Annotated in this window: 19 protein-coding genes; 6 read left to right on the top strand and 13 right to left on the bottom strand. The window is 76.4% G+C overall.

What is annotated here, in order from left to right:
- Nucleotides 1-6: 6 nt before the first annotated feature.
- Nucleotides 7-684, bottom strand: a complete 678-nt coding sequence (locus tag ACI796_RS11935) for an NAD(P)-dependent oxidoreductase (protein WP_456941446.1) — start codon at nt 682-684, stop codon at nt 7-9.
- Between the two features lie 154 nt (nt 685-838).
- Here ACI796_RS11935 and ACI796_RS11930 point away from each other — a divergent pair, with 154 nt between their 5' ends.
- Nucleotides 839-1,813: an AraC family transcriptional regulator gene (locus ACI796_RS11930; protein WP_456941445.1), complete on the top strand. Its 975-nt coding sequence runs from the start codon at nt 839-841 to the stop codon at nt 1,811-1,813.
- A 68-nt stretch (nt 1,814-1,881) separates the two neighbouring features.
- Nucleotides 1,882-2,592 carry a hypothetical protein gene (locus tag ACI796_RS11925; protein WP_456941444.1) on the top strand — a complete coding sequence of 237 codons (711 nt, stop codon included), beginning with the start codon at nt 1,882-1,884 and terminating at the stop codon, nt 2,590-2,592.
- Nucleotides 2,593-2,652: 60 nt separating this feature from the next.
- On the opposite strand, the gene ACI796_RS11920 is transcribed toward ACI796_RS11925, so the two are convergent.
- The 4 genes from ACI796_RS11920 to folP all read right to left on the bottom strand — a co-directional run bounded on the left by ACI796_RS11920 (nt 2,653) and on the right by folP (nt 6,443).
- Entirely contained in the window at nt 2,653-4,251 is a 1,599-nt protein-coding gene (locus tag ACI796_RS11920; protein ID WP_456941443.1) for an AMP-binding protein, read from the bottom strand.
- An 84-nt stretch (nt 4,252-4,335) separates the two neighbouring features.
- A complete protein-coding gene (locus ACI796_RS11915) occupies nt 4,336-4,758 on the bottom strand; it encodes a PaaI family thioesterase (RefSeq protein WP_456941442.1) in 423 nt (140 codons plus the stop codon).
- A 42-nt stretch (nt 4,759-4,800) separates the two neighbouring features.
- A complete protein-coding gene (locus ACI796_RS11910; RefSeq protein WP_456941441.1) occupies nt 4,801-5,376 on the bottom strand; it encodes a universal stress protein in 576 nt (191 codons plus the stop codon).
- Nucleotides 5,377-5,582: 206 nt separating this feature from the next.
- Complete coding sequence (folP, locus tag ACI796_RS11905) at nt 5,583-6,443, bottom strand: dihydropteroate synthase (protein ID WP_456941440.1); 861 nt, start codon at nt 6,441-6,443, stop codon at nt 5,583-5,585.
- 86 nt (nt 6,444-6,529) lie between these two features.
- Here folP and ACI796_RS11900 point away from each other — a divergent pair, with 86 nt between their 5' ends.
- Nucleotides 6,530-6,991: a MaoC family dehydratase gene (locus tag ACI796_RS11900; RefSeq protein ID WP_456941439.1), complete on the top strand. Its 462-nt coding sequence runs from the start codon at nt 6,530-6,532 to the stop codon at nt 6,989-6,991.
- Between the two features lie 66 nt (nt 6,992-7,057).
- Here the strand turns inward: ACI796_RS11900 and ACI796_RS11895 are convergent, their stop codons facing one another.
- From ACI796_RS11895 to ACI796_RS11880, 4 genes are all read right to left on the bottom strand, one after another.
- The gene (locus ACI796_RS11895) at nt 7,058-8,314 is read right to left on the bottom strand and encodes a serine hydrolase domain-containing protein (RefSeq protein WP_456941438.1); all 1,257 of its coding nucleotides are present in this window, start codon (nt 8,312-8,314) and stop codon (nt 7,058-7,060) included.
- Between the two features lie 117 nt (nt 8,315-8,431).
- Complete coding sequence (locus ACI796_RS11890; RefSeq protein WP_456941437.1) at nt 8,432-8,860, bottom strand: HU family DNA-binding protein; 429 nt, start codon at nt 8,858-8,860, stop codon at nt 8,432-8,434.
- 138 nt (nt 8,861-8,998) lie between these two features.
- Entirely contained in the window at nt 8,999-9,172 is a 174-nt protein-coding gene (locus tag ACI796_RS11885) for a DUF1059 domain-containing protein (RefSeq protein ID WP_456941436.1), read from the bottom strand.
- 35 nt (nt 9,173-9,207) lie between these two features.
- On the bottom strand, nt 9,208-10,293 hold the full coding sequence (locus tag ACI796_RS11880) for an EAL domain-containing protein (RefSeq protein ID WP_456941435.1): 1,086 nt from the start codon (nt 10,291-10,293) through the stop codon (nt 9,208-9,210).
- 174 nt (nt 10,294-10,467) lie between these two features.
- Here ACI796_RS11880 and ACI796_RS11875 point away from each other — a divergent pair, with 174 nt between their 5' ends.
- Complete coding sequence (locus ACI796_RS11875; protein WP_456941434.1) at nt 10,468-13,209, top strand: SpoIIE family protein phosphatase; 2,742 nt, start codon at nt 10,468-10,470, stop codon at nt 13,207-13,209.
- A gap of 24 nt (nt 13,210-13,233) precedes the next feature.
- On the opposite strand, the gene ACI796_RS11870 is transcribed toward ACI796_RS11875, so the two are convergent.
- Complete coding sequence (locus ACI796_RS11870; protein ID WP_456941433.1) at nt 13,234-14,457, bottom strand: saccharopine dehydrogenase family protein; 1,224 nt, start codon at nt 14,455-14,457, stop codon at nt 13,234-13,236.
- A gap of 28 nt (nt 14,458-14,485) precedes the next feature.
- A complete protein-coding gene (locus ACI796_RS11865) occupies nt 14,486-15,217 on the bottom strand; it encodes a trimeric intracellular cation channel family protein (protein ID WP_456941432.1) in 732 nt (243 codons plus the stop codon).
- 104 nt (nt 15,218-15,321) lie between these two features.
- Here ACI796_RS11865 and ACI796_RS11860 point away from each other — a divergent pair, with 104 nt between their 5' ends.
- Together ACI796_RS11860 and ACI796_RS11855 are read left to right on the top strand one after the other, a co-directional pair.
- Entirely contained in the window at nt 15,322-17,313 is a 1,992-nt protein-coding gene (locus ACI796_RS11860; protein ID WP_456941431.1) for a putative bifunctional diguanylate cyclase/phosphodiesterase, read from the top strand.
- The gene (locus ACI796_RS11855) at nt 17,310-18,212 is read left to right on the top strand and encodes an ABC transporter substrate-binding protein (RefSeq protein ID WP_456941430.1); all 903 of its coding nucleotides are present in this window, start codon (nt 17,310-17,312) and stop codon (nt 18,210-18,212) included. The genes ACI796_RS11860 and ACI796_RS11855 overlap by 4 nt, the downstream gene beginning before the upstream one ends.
- A gap of 68 nt (nt 18,213-18,280) precedes the next feature.
- On the opposite strand, the gene ACI796_RS11850 is transcribed toward ACI796_RS11855, so the two are convergent.
- Both ACI796_RS11850 and ACI796_RS11845 read right to left on the bottom strand, forming a co-directional pair.
- Nucleotides 18,281-20,323, bottom strand: a complete 2,043-nt coding sequence (locus ACI796_RS11850) for an acyl-CoA dehydrogenase family protein (RefSeq protein WP_456941429.1) — start codon at nt 20,321-20,323, stop codon at nt 18,281-18,283.
- A complete protein-coding gene (locus ACI796_RS11845; protein ID WP_456941428.1) occupies nt 20,320-20,988 on the bottom strand; it encodes a TetR family transcriptional regulator in 669 nt (222 codons plus the stop codon). The genes ACI796_RS11850 and ACI796_RS11845 overlap by 4 nt, the downstream gene beginning before the upstream one ends.
- Nucleotides 20,989-21,056: the final 68 nt, after the last annotated feature.

Genomic DNA, 21,056 nt, shown 5'->3' with positions numbered 1-21,056 from the left:
GTGCTCTCAGGTACTCGGTGCCGGCGCCACGGCGGCCGTGGCGCCGGAGACGGTGAGGCAGCGCCCGCCCCCGGGTCCGCTCACCAGGTCGGCGAGCACCCCGCCCAGCGCCCGCCGGGAGACGTGCATCCCCTCGGTGTCGCCGGACGGCGAGGTCGCGGCCGGCTCGTCGCCGTCGGTGAGGTAGACCGGCTGGACGACCGTCCAGTCCAGGCCGCTGTCCCGGACGAGGCGCTCCTGCCGCTCGTGGTCGGCGATCTGCGGCCGCAGCAGGAGGGCGAACACCAGACGGGCCGACAGCGGCAGCCGGTCGCGCGTCTCCCCGACGCCGTAGGAGGACTGGACGACCAGCCGCAGGACCCCGTGCTCCCGCATCGCGGCGACCACCGCGGCCGTCCCCCGTGAGCGGACGTCGGGCGGGGTGCCGCGGCTGCCCAGCAGGCGCACCCGGAGCGGGTGCTCGCTGATGCCGAGGGTCACCACGACGGCGTCCTGCCCGCGGACCGCCCGCGCCACGTCCCCGGGCGCCGTGGCGTCGCCGTCCACGGCCCGGACGCCGGGACGCCCCGTGTACGCGGCCGACGCCCGCCGGGCGAAGGCGGTCACCTCGTGTCCCTGCCCGGCCAGCGCCTCCACGGCCGCCCGTCCCGATCCACCCGTCGCACCCACCACCAGAACGCGCACGTCCCTGCTCCTCCCGGTCCCGCCGGCGCCGGTCGCCGGCCACCGTCGACACTGGCGGCCGGGGCGGCCGGAGCCCATGACCGCGCGTCCGCGGTCGGTGCCCGTCCGTCCGGCGGACCTGGACGCCCGGTGCGGACGTCAGCAGGCTGGGACCGTGCACGCGGACGCCGGGACCGACGGGGACCACACCCGGCCCTGGGCGCCGGTCGACCCCCTCGGCGGCGTGCTGGCCGACCTCCGGATCCGTGGCACCTTCTACTGCCGGGCGGAGGCGACCGCGCCGTGGGGCGTGGAGATGCCCGCCCTCGCCGGGTGCATGAGCTTCCACGTCGTCACCCGGGGCGCCTGCCTGCTCGAGGTCGACGGCGAGCGCCACGAGCTCGGCGTCGGGGACCTCGCCCTGGTCCCGCACGGCCGCGGGCACCTGCTGCGGAGCGGCCCCGGGGCGCCGGTCGCCGGGCGCGCCGACCTGCTGCCCCAGCGGTACCTGGGCGACCACTACTCCGTCCTGCGGCTCGACGGCGGCGGGTCCCCGGCGACGATGGTGTGCGGGGTGGTCGAGCCCGACCGGCCCGGCGCGGCCCACCTGCTCGGCCTGCTCCCGCCGGTCCTGGTCGTCGACGGGTCGGACCCGGCCCGGACCGGCTGGTTGCCGCTGCTCCTGCGGGTCCTCGCCGACGAGGCCGCGGTGGACCGGCCCGGGGCGGAGGCCGTGATCACCCGGCTCGCCGACGTCGTGGTCGTCCAGGCCGTCCGGGCGTGGCTGGACACCGCGGCCACGGGCCCGGGGTGGCTCCGGGCCCTGCGCGACCCCCAGGTGGGGCGGGCCGTGGCGTCGCTGCACCGCGAGCCCGGCTCGGCCTGGACGCTGACCCGGCTGGCGCGGGAGGCCCGCATGTCGCGCTCCTCGTTCGCCGCCCGGTTCACCGAGCTGGCCGGCGAGCCGGTGATGCACTACCTGGCCCGCTGGCGCATGCACCTGGCCACGGTCGCCCTGGGGCAGGGGGCGCGGGTGGGCGAGCTGGCCGGGAGCCTGGGCTACGAGTCGGAGGCGGCGTTCTCGCGCGCGTACAAGCGGATCGTCGGCGTCCCGCCGACCGCGACCGGGGCGGCCGCGCGACGCTCCTGAGTCGGCCCGCGGCGCCGTCCAAGCAGGCCACAAGCCCCCTGCAGGGGCCGGGCGGCACCGTCTGCGCCATGACCACGACGAGCACCCCGACGACGACGTCCCCCGCCCGCTGCGCGCCCGCCCGCCGCGGCGCCGTCCGGCACCTGGGCGACCACGCCCTGCTGCACCGGGCGCTGCGCTCGGGCACCCGGGTGGTCGCCGACGCCCTGACCGGCATCGCCTACGACGAGTCCTGCTGCCCCGAGCGGCAGCGCGAGCTGGTCCGCTGGACGAGCGGTGTGCTGGCCGAGGTCCGGGCGCACGCGGTGCTGCGCCGGCGGCTGGAGGCCGCGGTGTCCCGCGTCGTGCTGCCCGGCGGGGGCCCGGACCTGCGCCGCCCGGGTGGCGACACCGCCCTCGACGAGGCGCTCATGCGGGCCGTCCTGGCGCTGCCGCTGTTCGCCCGCGACGTGAGCGCCGGTGCCCCCGCCCTGGCCGTCGCGCTGACCGACCTCGCCGACCTGGTCGCCGCCCGGCTGGACGCCGAGGAGGCCGTCGTGCTGCCGCTGGTCGACGAGCACGTGTCCGCCGCCGAGCGCGCCCGCGTCGAGCGGGCCGCCCGCCGGGGCCTGCCCGCAGGTCAGGCGCTGTTCTCGCTGCCGTGGCTGCTGGACGCCTGCCACCCCGCCGAGCGGGTCGCGGTGCTGGAGACGGCCTCCCGCCCGGCCCGGCTGGTCCTGCGGTTCGCCGGCGCCCGCCACGGGCGCACCCGCGACGCCGTCCTCGGCACGCCCTGGTGACCCCGGGGACGGCAGCGGGCCGGCTCCCCCGGAGGGGAACCGGCCCGCTGTGCAGGACCGCTAGGCCCGTGCCTTCAGGTCCTTGCGCAGGATCTTGCCGGCCGCGGACTTGGGCACCTGCTCGATGAACTCCACCGCGCGGATCTTCTTGTGCGGGGCGAGCCGGCTGCCGGCGAAGTCCATGACGTCCTGCTCGGAGATCTCCGCGCCGGGCGCCTTGACGACGAACGCCTTGGGCAGCTCCTCGCCGCTCTCCTCGTCCTTGACGCCGATGACGGCCGCGTCGGCGATGGCCGGGTTGCTCAGCAGCACGGCCTCGAGCTCGGCCGGGGCCACCTGGTAGCCCTTGTACTTGATCAGCTCCTTGACCCGGTCGACGACCGTGTAGCAGCCGTTCTCGTCGACGATCGCGACGTCGCCGGTGTGCAGCCAGCCCTCGTCGTCGAGGGTCTGGGCGGTCGCCGTCGGGTTGTTGAGGTAGCCCTTCATGACCTGCGGGCCGCGGACCCACAGCTCCCCGCGCTCGCCGGGAGCGGCGTCGGTGCCGGTCTCCGGGTCGACCAGGCGGCACTCGGTGTTGGGCAGCGCCAGGCCGACCGAGCCCTTGGGCACCTCGGTGACGCCCTCGGGCAGGCGGTTCGCGTCCGGGGTGGTGTGCGAGACCGGCGACAGCTCGGTCATGCCGTAGCCCTGCGCGACGACGACGCCGTCGGCGGCGCCCTTGCGCAGCCGTTCCTGGGCGGCCTGGGCCAGTGCCTCGTCCAGCGGCGCGGCCCCGGAGGTGATGCTGCGCAGCGAGGACAGGTCGAACTGGTCGACCATCGGGTGCTTGGCCAGCGCCAGCACGATGGGCGGCGCGACGAACGCGCGGGTGATCTTCTGGTCCTGGATCGTGCGCAGGAACTGCTCGAGGTCGAACCGCGGCAGGGTGACCACGGTGCCGCCCCACTGCAGGCCCTGGTTCATGAGCACGGTCAGGCCGTAGATGTGGAAGAACGGCAGGACGGCGATGATCCGCTCGTCGCCCTCGACCAGCTCCACCAGCGGGCGGGACTGGCTCACGTTGGCCACCAGGTTGCGGTGGGTGAGCATGACGCCCTTGGGCAGGCCCGTGGTGCCGCTCGAGTAGGGCAGCGTGACCAGGTCGTTCGCCGGGTCGATGTCCACCTCGACGGACGGCGCGTCGCTGGTGATCAGGTCCAGCAGCGAGGCGTGACCCTCGGCGCCGTCCATGACGATGACCTCGTCGACCGGCGTCTGCTCGGTGGCCTCCAGCGCCCGGTCGAGGAACGGCGAGACGGTGACGAGCACCTTCGCGCCGGAGTCCTTGAGCTGGTAGGCCACCTCGTGGGCGGTGTAGAGCGAGTTGATCGGGCTCATCACCAGGCCGGCGCGGGCGATGCCGTGGAAGACGACCGGGTACCACATGGTGTTCGGGCACAGCACCGCGACGACGTCGCCCTTGCGCAGGCCGCGCGCGGCGAGGGCGGCCGCGACCCGGTCGACGTAGGTCGCCAGCTGGCCGTGGGTGATCGAGTCACCGCTCAGCCCGTCGACCAGGGCCGGCGCGTCCGGGCGCGACGCCCCGCCGGCGAGGACGAACTCGGGGACCGACTGGTCGGGGATCTCGACGTCGGGGTAACGACTGGCCAGAGCCACGGTGCTCCTCCTCGGGGGTGCGTAGTGGCGCCAGTCTCACACCCCGGGTGTGTCGCAGGGCACGGGGGTCACTCGGCGTGACGATCAGCGCGGCCAGAGCACCGACTGGGTGCACCGGAACAGCGCCAGCGTCCTCCCGGCGTCGGCGGCGACGACGGCGTCCCACACCTGCGTCGTCCGGCCGGCGTGCACGTTCGTCGCCACCGTGCGCAGCCGGCCCTCGCGGAGGGTGCCGAGGAAGTTGCTCTTCAGCTCGATGGTCGTGAACCCGGCCGACCCGTCGGGCAGCAGGGCGCGGGTGGCCAGGCCGCAGGCGGTGTCGGCCAGCGCGACGACGGTGGCCGCGTGCAGGTAGCCGTTGGGCGCGAGCAGCTCGGGGCGGACGTCGAGCGCGGCCTCGAGCCGGCCGGGCTCGTGCGCGGTGACGGTCAGCCCGATCAGCCCGGGCAGCGTGCCCGGCAGCAGCGTGTTGAGCTCGTCGGCGGTGAGGAACCCGGGAGCGGCCATGGCCGCGACCGTAGCGCCGCACCACCGGGGGACCCGGCGGCGTCAGGGGGCGGAGTCGGCCCTCGTCCGGCGGAAGCGGCGGCGGTGGGTGCGGACCCGCTCGCCGTCGGTGCGGCGGCGCAGGTGCAGCCGCTCGCGGTGCGCCTCGGCCGAGTGGACGACGGTGACCGGGCACGGCGCGTGCAGGACGCACTGCAGGCCCGTCGAGCCGAGCAGCACGCTGGAGAACCCGCCGTGCCCCCGGCTGCCGACCACCAGCAGGTCCGCCCCCACCGACTCCCGGACCAGCCCGTCGGCCGCCGAGCCGAGGGCGGCCGTCACGTGGATCACCGGGTGCGGCTCCGGCACCTCGCGGAGCACCTCCTCGACGAACGCCTCGGCCCGCTCCACCGCCGCCGCCTCGGCCCGGTCGTAGTGGACGTCGCCGACCACGTCGAAGTCCATCCACGCTTCGGGCGGGCGGTACACGGTGACCGCCTCGACGGGCACGTCCCGGCGGACGGCGTCCTCGAGGGCGAACCGCAGCGCGGCCCGCGCCCCCGCCGACCCGTCGACGCCCACCACCACCCGCGGCCCGTGGGCCCGGGACTCCTCGACGCCTGCGGCCTGCTCGGTCATGACGGCCTCCCCGGCACCGTCCCCGCGGGACCCGGCGCCCCGGCGGGCGACCCGAGCATGATCCGTCCGGGCGCGCGGCGGAAGGGGCCTCCGTCGCGCCGCGGCAGACCGCCGTCCCCGCGGTGGGGTGCCCGGCCTCGCGCTGCAGGGTGAGGCCGGGCACCGCGGGGTGACGACGGCGGCCGGCGGACCGGCGCCCGGCCGGCTCAGGCGAGGCCGCGGGTGGTCCGCGCCGGCGGACGGTCCCCGCGGATGGCGGCGACCATGTCCAGCGTCTGGCGGGTCGCGGCGACGTCGTGGGCGCGGAACACGCGGGCGCCCAGCCACGCGCTGACCGCCGTCGCGGCGAGCGTGCCGGTCAGCCGCTGCTCGAGCGGGACGTCGAGGGTCTCCCCGACGAAGTCCTTGTTCGACAGCGCCACCAGCACCGGCCAGCCGGTGGCCACGAGCTCGTCGAGCCGGCGGGTGGCCTCCAGCGAGTGCCGGGTGTTCTTGCCGAAGTCGTGGCCCGGGTCGACCAGCACCCGCTCGCGGTCCACGCCGGCGGCGACCGCGGCCTCGGCCAGCGCCGTCGTCCGCGCGACGACGTCGGCCACCACGTCGTCGTACCGCACCCGGTGCGGCCGGGTCCGCGGCGGCAGGCCGCCGGCGTGGGTGCACACGATGCCCGCGCCGGCCTCGGCCGCGACGCCCGCCAGTTCGGGGTCGACGCCGCCCCACGCGTCGTTGACGACGTCCGCCCCCGCGGCGAGCACCTCCCGGGCGACCTCGGCCCGCCAGGTGTCGATCGAGATCGGCAGGTCCGGGTGGGCGGCGCGGATGGCGGCCACCAGGTCCACGGTGCGGCGGATCTCCTCGGCGGGGGAGACCTCCGCGCCGGGAGCGGCCTTCACCCCGCCGACGTCCACCACGTCCGCGCCCTCGGCCACCACCCGGTCCACCCGCTCGACCGCGGCGGCCAGCTCGTACGTCGCCCCGCGGTCGTAGAAGGAGTCCGGCGTGCGGTTGACGATCGCCATGACCACCAGCCCGCCGTCGGGCACGTCCCGCCGGCCCAGTCGCAGCACCCCGTCGCCTCCGTCCCGGCCGATGTGGTGGAGTCAGCCAACCAGACCACCGGCGGTCGGGACCGAGGGACACAGGAGGACAGGCGATGGCGCAGACCACCGTGGACGGCGTCGAGGGCGTGCAGGGGCTCGTCGGGCAGCACCTGGGGTACAGCGACTGGGTCGAGGTCACCCAGGAGCAGGTGGACCAGTTCGCCGAGGCGACCGGCGACCACCAGTGGATCCACGTCGACGTCGAGCGGGCGAAGAGGGAGAGCCCCTTCGGCGGGCCGGTCGCGCACGGCTACCTGACGCTGTCGCTCATCCCCTCCCTGCTGCCGCAGATCGTGGAGATCTCCGGCTTCCGGATGGGCGTCAACTACGGCACCGAGAAGGTGCGCTTCCCCTCGCCGGTGCCGGTGGGCAGCCGGGTGCGGGCCGGCGCGACGCTGGCGTCGGCGACCCCCTTCGACGGCGGCATCGCGATGAACATGGACGTCACCGTCGAGGTCGAGGGCCAGACCAAGCCGGCGATGGTCGCCACCGTCGTCTACCGCCGCTACCTCTGAGGCACCGGAGGCGATCCCTGCGTCCTGGGCGCCAGGACGCAGGGATCGCCTCCTCCACCTGGTCGGTCAGTTGACGATCGACTGGTTCACCAGGGCGCGCAGGTAGGCGCGGATCGGCAGCGTGCTCGAGGGCAGCAGCTGCGTGTAGAAGCTGACGACGACGTCCTCGACCGGGTCGACGTAGAACGCCGTCGACGCCGCCCCGCCCCAGCTGTAGTCGCCGACGCTCGCCACGCCGCCGTAGCGCGCCGGGTCGAGCACCATCGAGAAGCCCAGCCCGAAGCCGACCCCGCGCAGCGGCGTCTCGGCGAACAGCGGCCGGCCGAAGGTCTCCAGGTCCTGGTCGCCGGGCAGGTGGTTGCGGACCATGTGCGCCAGCGTCCGGGGGCCGAGCAGGCGCCCGCCGTCGAACGAGCCGCCACGGCGGAGCATCTCGCAGAAGCGCAGGTAGTCACCCGCCGTCGAGACCAGCCCGCCACCGCCGGACAGGAACGTCGGCTTGCGGTGCGCGGCCTCGCCCATGGCGTCGATCGGCGCGAACGCGGTGGCCGGGCCGCCGGGCTGCCCGGGGACGGCGGCGTAGAGGCGGGCCAGGGAGGCGACGTCGTCGTCCTCGCGCAGGCCGAAGGAGGTGTCGGTCATGCCCAGCGGGCGGAAGACCCGCTCCTCGAAGAAGACGTCGAGGGTCTGCCCGGAGACGACCTCCACCAGCCGGCCGAGGACGTCGGTGGAGACGCCGTAGTTCCACTCCGACCCGGGCTGGAAGACCAGCGGCACCGACGCCCACTGGCGGCACGCCTCGGCCGAGTCGACGCCGGGCGGGGTGCCCCACTCGTGGCCCATCGCGCGGTACATGGCGTCGACCGGGTGGGCGTGGTGGAAGCCGTAGGTGAGCCCGGAGGTGTGCGTGAGCAGGTGCCGGACGCGGATCGGCTCGACCTGCGGCTGGGTGACCGGCTTCTGCGACGACCCGGCGACGTAGACCCGGGTCCCGGCGAACTCCGGCAGCCACCGGGCGATCGGGTCGGTGAGCTCGAAGGCCCCCTCCTCGTACAGCATCATCGCCGCCACCGAGGTCACCGGCTTGGTCATGGAGAAGATCCGCCAGCGGGTGTCCTCCTCGACCGGCAGGCCGTTCTCGACGTCGCGGGAGCCGTACCGCCCGACGTGCGCCAGCCGGCCGTGCCGGGACACCGTGACCAGGAAGCCGGGCAGCTGGCCGTCGTCGACCCAGCGGGCCAGCCGCTTGTCCAGGCGCTCCAGCCGGCCGGCGTCGAGGCCCACCTCGGCCGGGTCGGTCTCCAGGGTCAGTCCGCTCGCCACGTGTTCCTCCGTCCCGGCGCCGTCGCCCTCGGGCGGCGCCTGCCTGCGCATCCTGACCCACGGGACGTGGGGGAGGTCACAGGGGGCAGGCGCCGCCCCGGCGGGGGTCCCGGTGGATCAGACCGGCACGTTGCTCGCGGCCTTCTTCAGGTTGGAGCCGGCGGTCACCTTGACGGTGTTGGCCGCGGGGATCTCGATGGACTCACCGGTCTGCGGGTTGCGGCCGGTGCGCGCCGAGCGCTGGGTCCGCTCGACGGTGATGAGGCCGGAGACGGCCACCTTCTCGCCGCGGGTGATCGCCTCGACGAGCTCCTCCTGCAGACCGCTGAGCACGGCGTCGACGGTGGAGTTGGGGACGTCGGCGCGCTTGGCGATGGCGGAGACGAGTTCGGCCTTGTTCACGGGTTTCCTCTCGGACGTCGGGGCCCGCGCGGTCTCGGCGGGCCGCCGGGTGGGTGCCGGCCGCGGGTCCGCGGCGGCGGTCCCGGGCGGGCGCCCGGGACGGACCGGTTCCCGTCGGGGGTCCGGCCCGGGGCACCGTGACACGCCGACGGGGCATCTGGCCAGTGCACGGGCCTGATCACGACCCTACGGACCCGCCGGTACCACCCGTCCCGGGGGCGGGTCGGCTCCCCGCGACACAGCGTGAGCCGCGTGCCGCGGCTCCCCGGGACCGGACGGCGGTCAGGCGGCGCGGATGTGCGCGCAGACGGCCGCCACCGGCTCCGGGCCGACCTCGGCCCGCCCGTGGTCGGCCGCGGCGTGCCCGGCGACCTGGCCGAGGATCCCGGCGTCGTCGGCGGCGGTGAACGAGGCGGTGCAGCCGGGGACGACGTCCCCGCAGGTGGAGGTCTCCACCGGGCGGTGGCTCTCGGGAGGGGTGGGGAGGGCGTTCAGCGGACGGCGGCCGCGGAGGCCAGGTCCTCGACGCGCAGCAGGCCCACCACGGCGCCGGAGGCGTCGGTGCAGACCACGGGGTCGAAGCGCTGGGCCGGCGAGCGGGTCAGGGCCCGCTGGAGGGTGGCGGTGACGTCGTCGCTGGGCTCGGCGCGCAGCGACACCGGGGCCGTGTGGGCCTGTCCGGTGCGCGGGTCGGTCAGCCGCAGAGCGAGTGGCTCGCCCTGCCGGCCCACCAGGACGACCGGCGGGACGCCGGGGAAGGGCTCGGTGACCTCGCACTGGCGCACCGGGCGCAGCAGGCCCGCGACGGTGGACGCCGACCGCGCGCGGGCGGCGCAGCCGCGGACCAGCGCGACGACGTCCGGGTCCAGCGGCGCGAACCCGGGGGAGGGCCGGCCCAGCAGCCACCCCTGCGCCAGCGGCACGCCGAGCCGGCAGAAGGCGGCCAGCTCGCCGCGGGTCTCGATGCCCTCGGCGAGCAGCCAGGCGTCGATGCGGCCGGCGAACTCGCCGACCATCTCGGCCAGCGCCATGCGCACCGGGTCGGCGTCCGCGCCGGCGACCAGGGAGCGGTCCAGCTTGACCAGCTGCGGCCGGAGGGCGGCCAGCTGCTGCAGGCCCGACCAGCCCGAGCCGGTGTCGTCGAGGGCGACCAGCGCCCCCCGCGCCCGCAGCTCGGCGACCTGGACGCGCAGCGCGCCCAGGTCGTCGACCGGCGCGTGCTCGGTCAGCTCGACCACGACGCGGTGCAGGTCCGGGCGGGTGGCCAGCGCCTCCTGCACCGGCGCCGTACCGAGCAGGTGCGGGCCGACGTTGACGGTGAGGAAGGTGTCCGCGGGCAGGTCCGGGACGGCGGCCAGGGCCTTGTGCAGGGCCAGCGCCTCGAGCTCGGCGGCGATCCCGGCGTCGGCGGCCGCGGCGAACCACACGTCCGGGCCGGCGGTGCCCGGGAAGCGGGACAGCGCCTCGTACCCGGCCACCCGGGCCCGCGCGAGGTCGACGATCGGCTGGAAGACCAGCGTGAGGTCGTCGGGGTCGGCGAGCAGGGGGCGGCAGTCCGGCAGCCGCCGCGTCAGCATCCCCGTCATGGTGGGGGGATCGGCCGCGGCCGCCGCCCGCCGGACCCCTCCGGCCGTGGGCCTCACCCGGTGGGGTGGGCGGGCGCCACCTGCGGACGGCGCCGTCCGCGCGGCCGTCTCCCGTGGCAGCATGGACGGCTGCGGCCGCCCGGTCGCGCGAGGACGAGGAGGGCCGTGACCGTCCCTCCGCCGTGCGCGCCCGACGACGTCCTGCGGGACCCGCACCGCCTCGCCGCCGCCCGCCGCCTGCTCCTCGAGGTGCCCGGACCCGCCGCCTACGACCGGCTGTCCGGGCTGGCCGCGCGGCTGCTCGACGTCGGCTACGCGAAGGTCACCCTGTTCATCGAGCGGGACACCGTCGTCGGCGGGCACGGCCTGCCGCCCGGCGTGATCGGCGGGCGGGCGCTGCTCACCGGCGCCTTCTCCGAGCGCGTCGTGCGCGAGGGACGGGCCCTCGCGGTGCCCGACGCACGGGCCGACCGCGCGCTGGCCGGGCTGCCCGCCGTCACCTCGGGCGAGGTCGTGGCCTACCTGGGCACACCGCTGCTGTCCGCGTCCGGGTTCGTCGTCGGCGCGCTCGCCGTCTACGACCCCGGGCCGCGCACGTGGGAGCCCGACGACGTCGCGCTGCTGGAGCACCTGGCCTCCGCGGTGGTGGCCGAGCTGGAGCTCTCGGCGGCCCGGTCCGCCATCGGCGTGTCGGCCACCCGGCTGGAGGTGGCCCTCGAGGCCAGCGAGATCGGCATCTGGGAGTACGACCTGCGCACCGGGGCGCTGCACTGGGACGAGCGCTGCGCGGCGGTGCACGGCCTCGACGGACCCCTGGACATCGTCGACGTCGACCGGATGCTCGCCGAGCGGATCCACCCCGACGACCACGCCGCGGTGCGGTCGGCCATGGTCGGGGCGCTGGCCGGCGACGGCGAGTACGCCGTCGAGGCCCGCGCCCTGCACGCCGACGGCAGCGTGCGGTGGACGGTGTCCCGCGGCCGCGTGGTGCGCGACTTCCGCGGCGAGCGGGTGCGGGTCCTCGGGACCGTCCTCGACGCCACCGAGGCCCGCGAGCAGGCCACCCGCCGGATGGCGGCGGTGCAGCGGGCCGCCGCCATCGCCGAGGTCGCCGCGGAGCTGGCCAACGCGACCGCGCTGTCCCAGCTGGCCGAGATCGCGCTGCGGGGTGCCCGGGTGCTCGGGGCGTCCTCGAGCGCGCTGGCCGCGTTCGACGGGGACGGCGCGCTGCGGCTGCACCTGGCCCGGGACCTGGCCGACACCGTGGCGCACGCCGCCGCGGAGGCCGACGTGGAGCTCCCGCCCGAGGACCTGGTGGTCGAGCTCGACGACGCCCTGCCCACCCAGTACGCCGCCCGGCACGGCGAGCGGCTGGTCTTCGCCGACCTCGACGAGGCCGTGGCCCGGTTCCCGCAGATGGCCGACGTCGGCGCCGCGCTCGGGCTGCGCGCGCTCGCCGCGCTGCCGCTGCGGGTCGAGGGCCGGCTGCTGGGCAGCTTCGTCGTCGTCTGGGACACCGCGCACGTCTTCGCCGACGACGACGTCGAGCTGCTCGACGCGCTGACCGCGCAGATCGGCCTCAGCGTCTCCCGGCTGCGGTCCCAGGCCGAGCGCGCCGAGGCCGTCCGCGCCATGTCCGAGGCCAACCAGCGGCTGCAGCTGCTGGCCGACGCCGGCCGCGTGCTCTCGGGCAGCCTCGACATCGGCGAGCAGCTCGGGCAGCTCGCCGACCTGGTGGTGCCGGCCCTCGCCGACTGGTGCTGGATCGTCGTCACCGAGGAACAGGGCCGGCTGCACGAGGTGGCCTGGGCGCACCGCGACCCGGCCCGGCGTGGGGACGTCGCCGCCTACGTGCACGCGATGGCGACCGGGATGAGCGACGAGCACGCCGCGCGGGTGGTCACCCGCACCGGCCGGCCGCTCGTCGTCCCGGAGCTGGACGCCGCCCGGATCGCCCGGTCCCTGCCCGACCCCACCGCCCAGGAGATGCTGCTGCGGCTGGCGCCCCGGTCGGCGCTCGTCGTGCCGCTGGTGGCGCGGGGGCGGGTCATCGGCGCCCTGGGCACCGCCAACGACGCCGCGCGCGGGCCGCACACGCCCGGCGAGATCGAGACCGCGGTCGAGGTGGGCCGCCGGGCGGGGCTGGCCCTCCAGGCGGCCCGCCTCTACGAGCAGCAGCGCGGCCTCGCCGACGCCCTGCAGCACAGCATGCTGACCGCGCCGCCCCGGCCCGAGGGCTGCGAGATCGTCGTCCGGTACGTGCCGGCGTCGGAGGGCGCCGAGATCGGCGGCGACTGGTACGACGCGTTCGTCGAGGCCGGCGGCGCGGTGGTGCTGGCGATCGGCGACGTCGTCGGGCACGACCGGCACGCCGCCGCGGCGATGGGCCAGCTGCGCGGGCTGCTGCGCGGCATCGGCTACGCCGGCGGGGGCTCCCCGGCCGAGGTGCTCGGCGGGCTCGACCGCGCGGCGGCCGGGCTGGCGCTGGGGACGATGGCCACCGCGGTCCTCGCCCGGCTGGAGCGCACCGACGCCGGGGGTGCGCGGCTGCGCTGGTCGAGCGCCGGGCACCCGCCGCCGGTCGCCGTCCTGCCCGGCGGCGGCGTGCGCGTGCTGGACGAGGGGACCGCGGACCTGCTGCTCGGCGTCGACCCGCGCCGTCCCCGCGCCGACCACGACTGCGACCTGCCCGTGGGCAGCACGGTGCTGCTCTACACCGACGGCCTGGTCGAGCGGCGGGACCGCGACCTCGACGCCGGCACCGCCGCCCTCACCGCCGCGCTGGGCGAGTTCGGCGACCTCCCGCTCGAGGAGCTGTGCGACCGGCTGCTCGGGCGGATGGTCCTGCCCGGCGCCGAGGACGACGTCGCCCTGCTCGCCGTCCGCGTCGGGCGGGAGAGCCATTAGCGCGACGAAGGCGCTCCGGGAGTCCTAGAGAGGCGCGACCTCGTAGGTGTGGCCGGCCGCGCGCAGCCGGTCGACCAGCACGCCGCCCAGTGCCGTCGCGGGGGTCAGCGACCCGGCCCGGTCCGGCAGCCGCTCCTCGTCGAGGGCCAGCGCCAGCGCCACCTCGCCGAGCATGACCGACGTCGCCTTGTAGCCGGGGTCGCCCTGCCCGGCCACCGTGGCACGGTAGCGGCGGCCGCCCTCGGTGTCGGCGTCGACGACCATCCGGAAGAAGCCCCTCTCCCGCGTGGCCTCGTCCGGCCCGCTGCCCGGCGCGGGGAGCACCCGGTCGAGCAGGGCCCGGGTCGGCGGGAAGGCGAGCGCGCCGAGCGCCGCGGCCAGGCCGGTGGTGACGCCGGCGGCGGCGAACGCGCCGGTGATTCCGCGGCCGGTGCTCATCGACTCGCCGTAGCGCAGGCCCCGGCCGTAGGCCCACTCCTGCAGCGCGTTGCTGCGGCGCACGATCCGGGTGTTGAACGGTGCCATGACGAACGGGGCGGTCCACCGGCCCTCGGCGGCCAGCGCGGGCGGCACGGCGTCCGGGGGCTGCTTCGTGTCGGGCTCGGCGGCGCGGTCGGGGGAGAGGGCGTACGGGTCGCCGATCACCCTCCGCACCGCCCGGTCGGTGGCCATCGCCTCGATCTGCGCGCGCATCGAGTCGACGGTGCCGCCGCTGAACCCGCCGCGGACGGTGGCGACCAGGCGGACGTCGGTCAGCCCGCCCGCGCCGTCGGCCCGGGCGCGCTCGGCGAGCAGGTACACCGACAGGTCCGACGGGATGGAGTCGTAGCCGGCGGCGTGCACGAGGCGGGCGCCGGTCTCCCGGGCGACGGCGTCGCAGCGGTCGATGGCCTCGCGCACGAACAGCACCTCGCCGGTGAGGTCGGCGTAGTGCGTGCCCGCCCGCGCGCAGGCCTCCACGACCGGCAGGCCGTAGCGGTGGTACGGGCCGACCGTGGTGGCCAGCACCCGGGTGCCCTCCACCATCCGGGCCACGGACGCCGGGTCGCCGGTGTCGGCCTCGACCAGCGGCCAGTGGCGGGCCGCCTCCGGCAGCGCGGCCGCGGCGGCGGTCAGCTTCTCCTTCGACCGGCCGGCCAGGGCGACGCGCAGGCCGGGCGGCGCGGCCTCGGCCAGGTAGGCGGCGACCAGGCGGCCGACGAAGCCGGTGGCGCCGAAGAGGACGACGTCGTGCTCCCGCTCGGGCATGCGGCTCATCCTGCCGGGCGGCTCCGGCTCACCGCATCCGGCGGCGGAGGACCCGGCGGCGCCCCTCGGGCCGCCGGGACCGGTCGCGGGCCGCCAGCCGGCTGCGGGCGCGACCGGGGAGGTCCACGGCGACCGGCGCCTCCCACCCGCGCCACACCGACAGCACCCGCAGGCCCGCGACGAAGGCGATCACCACCAGCGCCACCGGGATGGGGTCCACGCCGAGCGGCCCGGCCAGCAGCGTCAGCAGGGTGGCGCCGAGCAGCGCGGCGACGGCGTTGTAGGGCCCGGGCTGCACGATGTCGGCGCGCTGGGCGAGCAGCACGTCGCGGATGACCGCCCCGCCGACCGCCGTCAGCGTCCCGATGAACACGACCGAGGCGCTGGGCAGGCCGGCGAGCTGGGCCTTCTGCGCGCCGATGACGGTGAACAGGCCGAGGGTGAGCGCGTCGAGCACCACCAGCAGCGCGGTGAGCCGGGACAGCCAGCCGGAGAAGAAGAAGGTCACCGCCGCGGTGATGGCCACGGCGGGCAGGTAGGCGCGGTCGGTCAGGGCGACCGGCGGGCCCTCCGCCAGCAGCACGTCGCGGATCAGCCCGCCGCCGAGGCCGCCGCTGACCGCGAGCAGCAGGACGCCGGAGACGGCGAAGCCCTCCCGGGCGGCCAGCAGCCCGCCGGTGAGCGCGCCGACGACGATCGCGGCGAGGTCGACCGCGGCCGGGACGTGCAGCGTCTCGGTGGCCGCCGCGAGGGTGCTCACGAGGGTCCATCCTCCCGCCCGCCGCCGGGCCGCCCGGGACCTGCCCCCCTCGGACGGGTGAGACGGCGCTCGACCCGCTGCCCGGCCCGTCCGATGAGGCAGCCATGAGCAGGTCCCGGAGCGCGACGGCGGCCGGCACCCGGTTGTTCGCCGCCTACGCCGCGGCCAGCCTGGTGCCGGTCGTCGTGCTGGGCGCGGTCCTCGCGGCGGGCATCCGGCAGGACGCCGTCGACCGCGCGCTGGAGTACGGCCACGCGCAGGCCGCGGTGGTCGAGGAGATGGCCATCGCCCCGGCGCTGCGCGGGCAGGACCTCGGCACCGGGCTCACCGGCGCCGAGCGCGAACGGCTGCAGTCGGCCACCGACCTCGCCGTCTTCCGCGGCTCGATCCTGCGGCTGCGGCTGCGCGACTTCGCCGGCACGGTCGTCTTCGCCGACGACGGCGCCACCGGTCCCGAGACCGCGCTGCCCGACTACCCCGCCGGCGAGGACGTCGTCCCCGCGGCCGGCGGCGCGTTCACCACGGCCGCGGCCGGCGGGACCGACGTCGCCCTGCTCGACGACGACGGCCTGGCCGTGGGCCGGATGATCCGCGTCCTGCAGCCCATCGTCGCCGACACCTCCGGCCGGTCGGTCGGCGTGCTCGAGCTGCTGCTGCCCTACGACACCGTCGCCGCCGAGGTCGAGGCGGCCACCACCCGCACCTACTGGCGGCTGGGCGCCGGCCTCGGCGCCCTCTACCTGGTGCTCGCCGGGATCTCCTGGTCGACCACCCGCCGGCTGCGCCGCCAGGCCGCGCAGGCCGCCCACGACGCGCTGCACGACCCGCTGACCGGGCTGGCCAACCGCGAGCTGTTCGCCCGCCGGGTGGCCGCCGAGGTCGGCCGCGGCGCCCCGGCCGCCGTCGTCCTCGTCGACCTCGACCGGTTCAAGGAGGTCAACGACACCCTCGGCCACCACGCCGGCGACCAGCTGCTGCGGGAGGTGGGCCGCCGGCTGTCGGCCACCGTGCGGGCGGGGGACACCGTCGCCCGCCTCGGCGGCGACGAGTTCGGCCTGCTGCTGCCCGGCATGGACGACGCCGGCGCCGCCCGCGAGCTGGTGCAGCGGGTCAGCGACGCGCTGTCGGTGGAGACCGTGGTCGAGGGCGTGCCGCTGGCGGTGGAGGCCAGCTGCGGCATCGCCATGCACCCGGCCGACGCCACCGACGTCGAGACGCTCATGACCTGCGCCGACGCCGCCATGTACCAGGGCAAGCGCGGCGCGACCGGCGTCGTCGTCTTCGACCCCCGCGCCACCGCTCCCTCGCCGCACTCGCCCGCGCTGCAGCACGACGTGCGGCGCGCGCTGGAGGACGGCGACCTGCGCCTGCACTACCAGCCGCAGGTGGACCTGGCCTCCGGCGCCACCGTCGGCGTCGAGGCGCTGCTGCGCTGGCAGCACCCGCAGCGCGGGCTGCTCGGCCCCGGCGAGTTCCTGCCGGCGCTGGAGCAGTCCGGCGTCATCAGCGCGCTCACCGAGTGGGTGCTCCGCCAGGCGCTGGCCGACTGCGCCGCCTGGACGGCCGCCGGCGAGGACTGGACGGTCTCGGTGAACGTCTCGGTGCGCAACCTCGAGGCGCCCGGCTTCGCCGCCACCGTCGCCCGGCTCGCCGCCGCGGCCGGGGTGCCACCGGCGAGGCTGCTCCTGGAGGTCACCGAGACCGCGCTGCCCGCCGACCTCGCGGCCGCCTCTGCCTGCCTGGCCGAGCTCGCCGCGCACGGGTTCGGCGTCGCCCTCGACGACTTCGGGGTCGGCTTCGCCAGCCTGTCGCACCTGCGCTCGCTGTCACTGACCGAGGTCAAGGTCGACCGGGCCTTCGTCACCGGGGTCGACGTCTCGGCCGAGGACGCCGCCGTCGTGCGGTCGCTGGTCGAGCTCGCCCACGGCCTGGGTCTGTCGGTCTGCGCCGAGGGCGTCGAGACGCCCGAGGTCGCCGCCTGGCTGCGGGCGGTCGGCTGCGACCGCGCGCAGGGGTGGCTGTTCTCCCGGCCCCGCCCGTGGCCGGAACTCACCTGCGCGGTCGCGTCCGCGCCCGCCCTGGAGGTCCTCGCGTGACCCGCACCCGCCGCGCCCTCGCCGGCACCGCCGTCCTCGCCGCCGCCCTGGTCACCGCCGGGTGCGGGGGAGCCGCCCCGACGACCGGCACCGGCGCGGCCGCCGCCGTCACCGTCGACGCGCGGCTGCACGCCGCGCTGCCCGCCGACGTGCGCGAGGCCGGCGTCCTCACCGTGGCCAACGACCCGTCCTACCCGCCGGCGTCGTCGTTCGGCCCGGACGGGCGCACCATCGTCGGCTTCGAGCCCGACCTCGGCGCCGCGCTCGGCGACCTGCTCGGCGTGGAGGTGCGCTTCGAGGCCGCGCCGTTCGACACGCTCCTCGACGACCTCGTCGCCGACCGGTTCGACCTGGTCATGAGCGCGGTCACCGACACCGCCGAGCGCGAGCAGCAGGCCGACTTCGTCAACTACTTCCGCGCCGGCTCCGCGATCGTCGTCGCGCGCGGCAACCCGCTCGGCATCCACGAGCTGGCCGGGCTGTGCGGCCGCAGCGTCGCCGTCGAGGCCGGGACCGTGCAGGTCGGGCTGCTGGAGCGGGCCCAGGCCTCGTGCACGGGACGCATCGACGTGCACGAGCTGCCCACCAACGACGACGCCCTGCTCGAGCTGCGCACCGGCCGCGCCGACGCCGTGGTCGCCGACTACCCGCCGGCGGTCTACGTGACCACCGACCCGCGGACGCAGAACAGCTACCAGCTGGTCTCCGACACCCAGTACGAGCCCGGGCTCTACGGCATCGCCGTCGCCCCGGACCGGACCGGGCTGCGCGACGTGCTCACCGAGGCGCTGCAGCGGCTGGTCGACGACGGCGTCTACCAGGAGCTGCTCGACCGCTGGGAGGTCGGGCACGGCGCCGTCGACGCGGTGACCGTCAACGGCGCCCTGCCCGCCAGCTGATGGAACGGCCCCCTTGCAGGGCCCCGCTCCGAGCGTCAGCGAGGGGTGGGGGGCAAGGGGTCCTCCGACTACTGGCCGGGCGGGACCTCCACCGAGGTGGCGGTGTCGTCGGGAGCCGTTCCCGCGCGGACACGCGCGTCCTCGGCGGCCATCGCCTCCTGCCGGCCGGCCTCCTCCTCGAGGATGGCGGCGGCCTTCCACTGCTGCGGGATGGCGAAGCCGTCGACGAGGGTGACCATGTGCGGCCGCAGCTCGGCCAGCAGGGCGTTCACCGTGGCGGTCAGCGCCCTGGACCGGGCCGGGGTGAGCTGGCCGTGCTCGAGCAGCCAGCCCTTGTCCGCCTCGAGGGTCGACAGCGCGTAGAGGTCGCACAGGGCCTCGAGCAGCGCCCTCGCACCCGGGTCGGTGGTCCGTTCGATGCCGGCGACGAACGCCTCGAGCACCACCCGGTCGATGTGCGTGGACGCCGTCCGCAGCACGTGGTCCTGCACGCTGTTGAACACCTGGAAGGGCTCCATGCCCTCGGTGGCGGCGTTCCTCCGCAGCCGCCGGATGGCGCCCTCGAGGGTGTGCCTCTCGCGGAACTCGAACACCTTCAGCTGCCAGCCGCGGTCGCGCAGCGGCACGTCCTCGTCCCGGCCGGGGACGGCGTCGACCAGCCGGGCGATCAGGCCCCGGGCCGCCGTCCGCTCGAGGACGGTCTCGCGGACCATGTCGGCGACGAACGCGACCCGGCCCCAGCCGTCGAGGGAGCCGAACGCGTCCCGGTAGCCGGTGAGCAGGCCCTTGGCGACCAGCTGCAGCAGGACGGTGTTGTCGCCCTCGAACGTGGTGAACACGTCGGTGTCGGCCTTGAGCTGGGGCAGCCGGTTCTCCGCCAGGTAGCCGGCGCCGCCGCACGCCTCGCGGCACACCTGGATGGTGCGGGTGGCGTGCCAGGTCTGGGCCGCCTTGAGCCCGGCCGCGCGCGACTCGAGCTCCCGCTGGGCGGCCTCGTCGACCGGCTCGCCGTGCTCGTGCACCGCGGTCTGGACGTCGTGCATCGTGCCGACCAGCTCCTCCTGCGCGAACGCCAGGGCGTAGGAGGTGGCCAGGGCCGGCAGCAGCTTGCGCTGGTGGACCAGGTAGTCGTTGAGCACGATCTCCCGGTCGCGGCCGGGGGCGGCGAACTGGCGGCGGACGTCGCCGTAGCGGACGGCGATGTCGAGGGCCAGCTTGGTCGCCGAGCCGGCCGAGCCGCCGACGCTCACCCGGCCGCGGACCAGCGTGCCGAGCATGGTGAAGAAGCGGCGGGTCTCGTTCTCGATGTCCGAGGTGTAGGTGCCGTCCTCGGCGACCTGCCCGAAGCGGTCGAGCAGCATCTCCCGCGGCACGCGGACGTGGTCGAAGGAGAGCCGGCCGTTGTCGACGCCGAGCAGCCCGGCCTTGGGGCCGTCGTCGCCGATGGTGACGCCGGGCACCGGGTTGCCGTCCTCGTCGCGGATCGGCACCAGCCAGGCGTGCACGCCCCGCGGCTCCCCCTGGGTGACCAGCTGGGCGAAGACGACGGCCATCCGCCCGTCCTTCGCCGCGTTGCCGATGTAGTCCTTGCGCGCGGCCTCGTGGGGGGTGTGCAGGTCGAAGGTCTGCGTGTCCGGGTCGTACGTGCACGTGGTGCGCAGCTGCTGGACGTCGGAGCCGTGGCCGGTCTCGGTCATCGCGAAGCAGCCGGGCAGCGCGAAGCTCATGATGTCGGGCAGGTACGCGTCGTGGTGCCGCTGCGTGCCGAGCAGCTGGACGGCGCCGCCGAACAGCCCCCACTGGACGCCGGCCTTGACCATGAGCGACAGGTCGCCGAAGGCCAGCATCTCGATCGAGGTCACCGAACCGCCGGCGTCGGCCTCGCCCCCGTACTCCTTGGGGAAGCCCAGGCCGACGCGGCCGGTGGCGGCGAGCTCGCCGGCCAGCCGGGTGATCCGCTCGCGGGCCTCCTGCACCGACTCGCCGTACACCGGCGCGTACTTCGGGTCGCCGAGCTGCTCGCGGGCGTCGCGGCGCACGTGCGCCCACCGCCCGTCGAGCACCTCCCGGAGGCGCGCCGGGTCCACGGTGCGGGGCAGGGTGGAGGTCACTTCTTCTCCTCGGGGATGGGGACGGGCTCTCCCGGCACCAGGCTGCGCAGCCCGGCCCAGGCGAGGTCGGTGAGGTGGGCGGCCAGGTCGGCCCGGGGCATCGGCCGGTCGGCGCGCAGCCACCAGTCGGCGGCGGCGCGGACCAGCCCCACCAGGCCGTGCCCCCAGGGCGCGGCGGCCGCGGGGTCCCGGCCGGCCTGCTCGAGGGCGACGGCCACCAGGGCGGCGGCCTGGTCGCCGACGAGGTCCGACAGCGTGCTGACCGGGTCGGCGTCGACCGGCCGGTCCAGCAGGGGGTGGGCGACGACGAAGCGGTAGAGCTCCGGATCGGCCTCGATGAACGCCAGGTAGGTCTCGACGGCGGCCGCCACCATCCGGCGCGGGTGGCCGGTGCTGGTCATCGCCGCGCGCAGCTTCTCGGTGAGCTGGGCCGCGACCCGGTTGCAGACGGCGACGTAGAGCTCGCTGCGGTCGGCGAAGTGCCGGTAGACGACGGTCTTGCTGGTGCCGGCCTCGGCGGCGATCTCGTCCATGCCGACTCCGGCGCCGTGCCTGCCGACGGCGGCGACGGTGGCGTCCACCAGCTGCTCGCGGCGCGCGCGGCGGTGCTCGTCCCACCGCGAGTCCCGGCGGTCGCGCTGCCGGGTCGCCGTCTCCGCTTTCATGTAACCGACGGTACCGTGTACCGTCGGTACCGGCCACTGTGAGCGGCCCTCGTAGCGCTAATGGCGTC

The organism is Geodermatophilus sp. SYSU D00525 (assembly GCF_054050475.1).
The sequence above is the reverse complement of the archived record's forward strand: the minus strand, read 5'-3'. Positions and strand labels throughout refer to the sequence as shown.

What these genes read in the sequence shown, in the direction of transcription:
- ACI796_RS11925 (WP_456941444.1), top strand. Translation starts at nt 1,882, where the DNA reads ATGACCACGACGAGCACCCCGACGACGACGTCCCCCGCCCGCTGCGCG.
- ACI796_RS11915 (WP_456941442.1), bottom strand. Translation starts at nt 4,758, where the DNA reads ATGGCCGCTCCCGGGTTCCTCACCGCCGACGAGCTCAACACGCTGCTG.
- ACI796_RS11910 (WP_456941441.1), bottom strand. Translation starts at nt 5,376, where the DNA reads ATGACCGAGCAGGCCGCAGGCGTCGAGGAGTCCCGGGCCCACGGGCCG.
- ACI796_RS11900 (WP_456941439.1), top strand. Translation starts at nt 6,530, where the DNA reads ATGGCGCAGACCACCGTGGACGGCGTCGAGGGCGTGCAGGGGCTCGTC.
- ACI796_RS11880 (WP_456941435.1), bottom strand. Translation starts at nt 10,293, where the DNA reads ATGCTGACGCGGCGGCTGCCGGACTGCCGCCCCCTGCTCGCCGACCCC.
- ACI796_RS11870 (WP_456941433.1), bottom strand. Translation starts at nt 14,457, where the DNA reads ATGCCCGAGCGGGAGCACGACGTCGTCCTCTTCGGCGCCACCGGCTTC.
- ACI796_RS11860 (WP_456941431.1), top strand. Translation starts at nt 15,322, where the DNA reads ATGAGCAGGTCCCGGAGCGCGACGGCGGCCGGCACCCGGTTGTTCGCC.
- ACI796_RS11845 (WP_456941428.1), bottom strand. Translation starts at nt 20,988, where the DNA reads ATGAAAGCGGAGACGGCGACCCGGCAGCGCGACCGCCGGGACTCGCGG.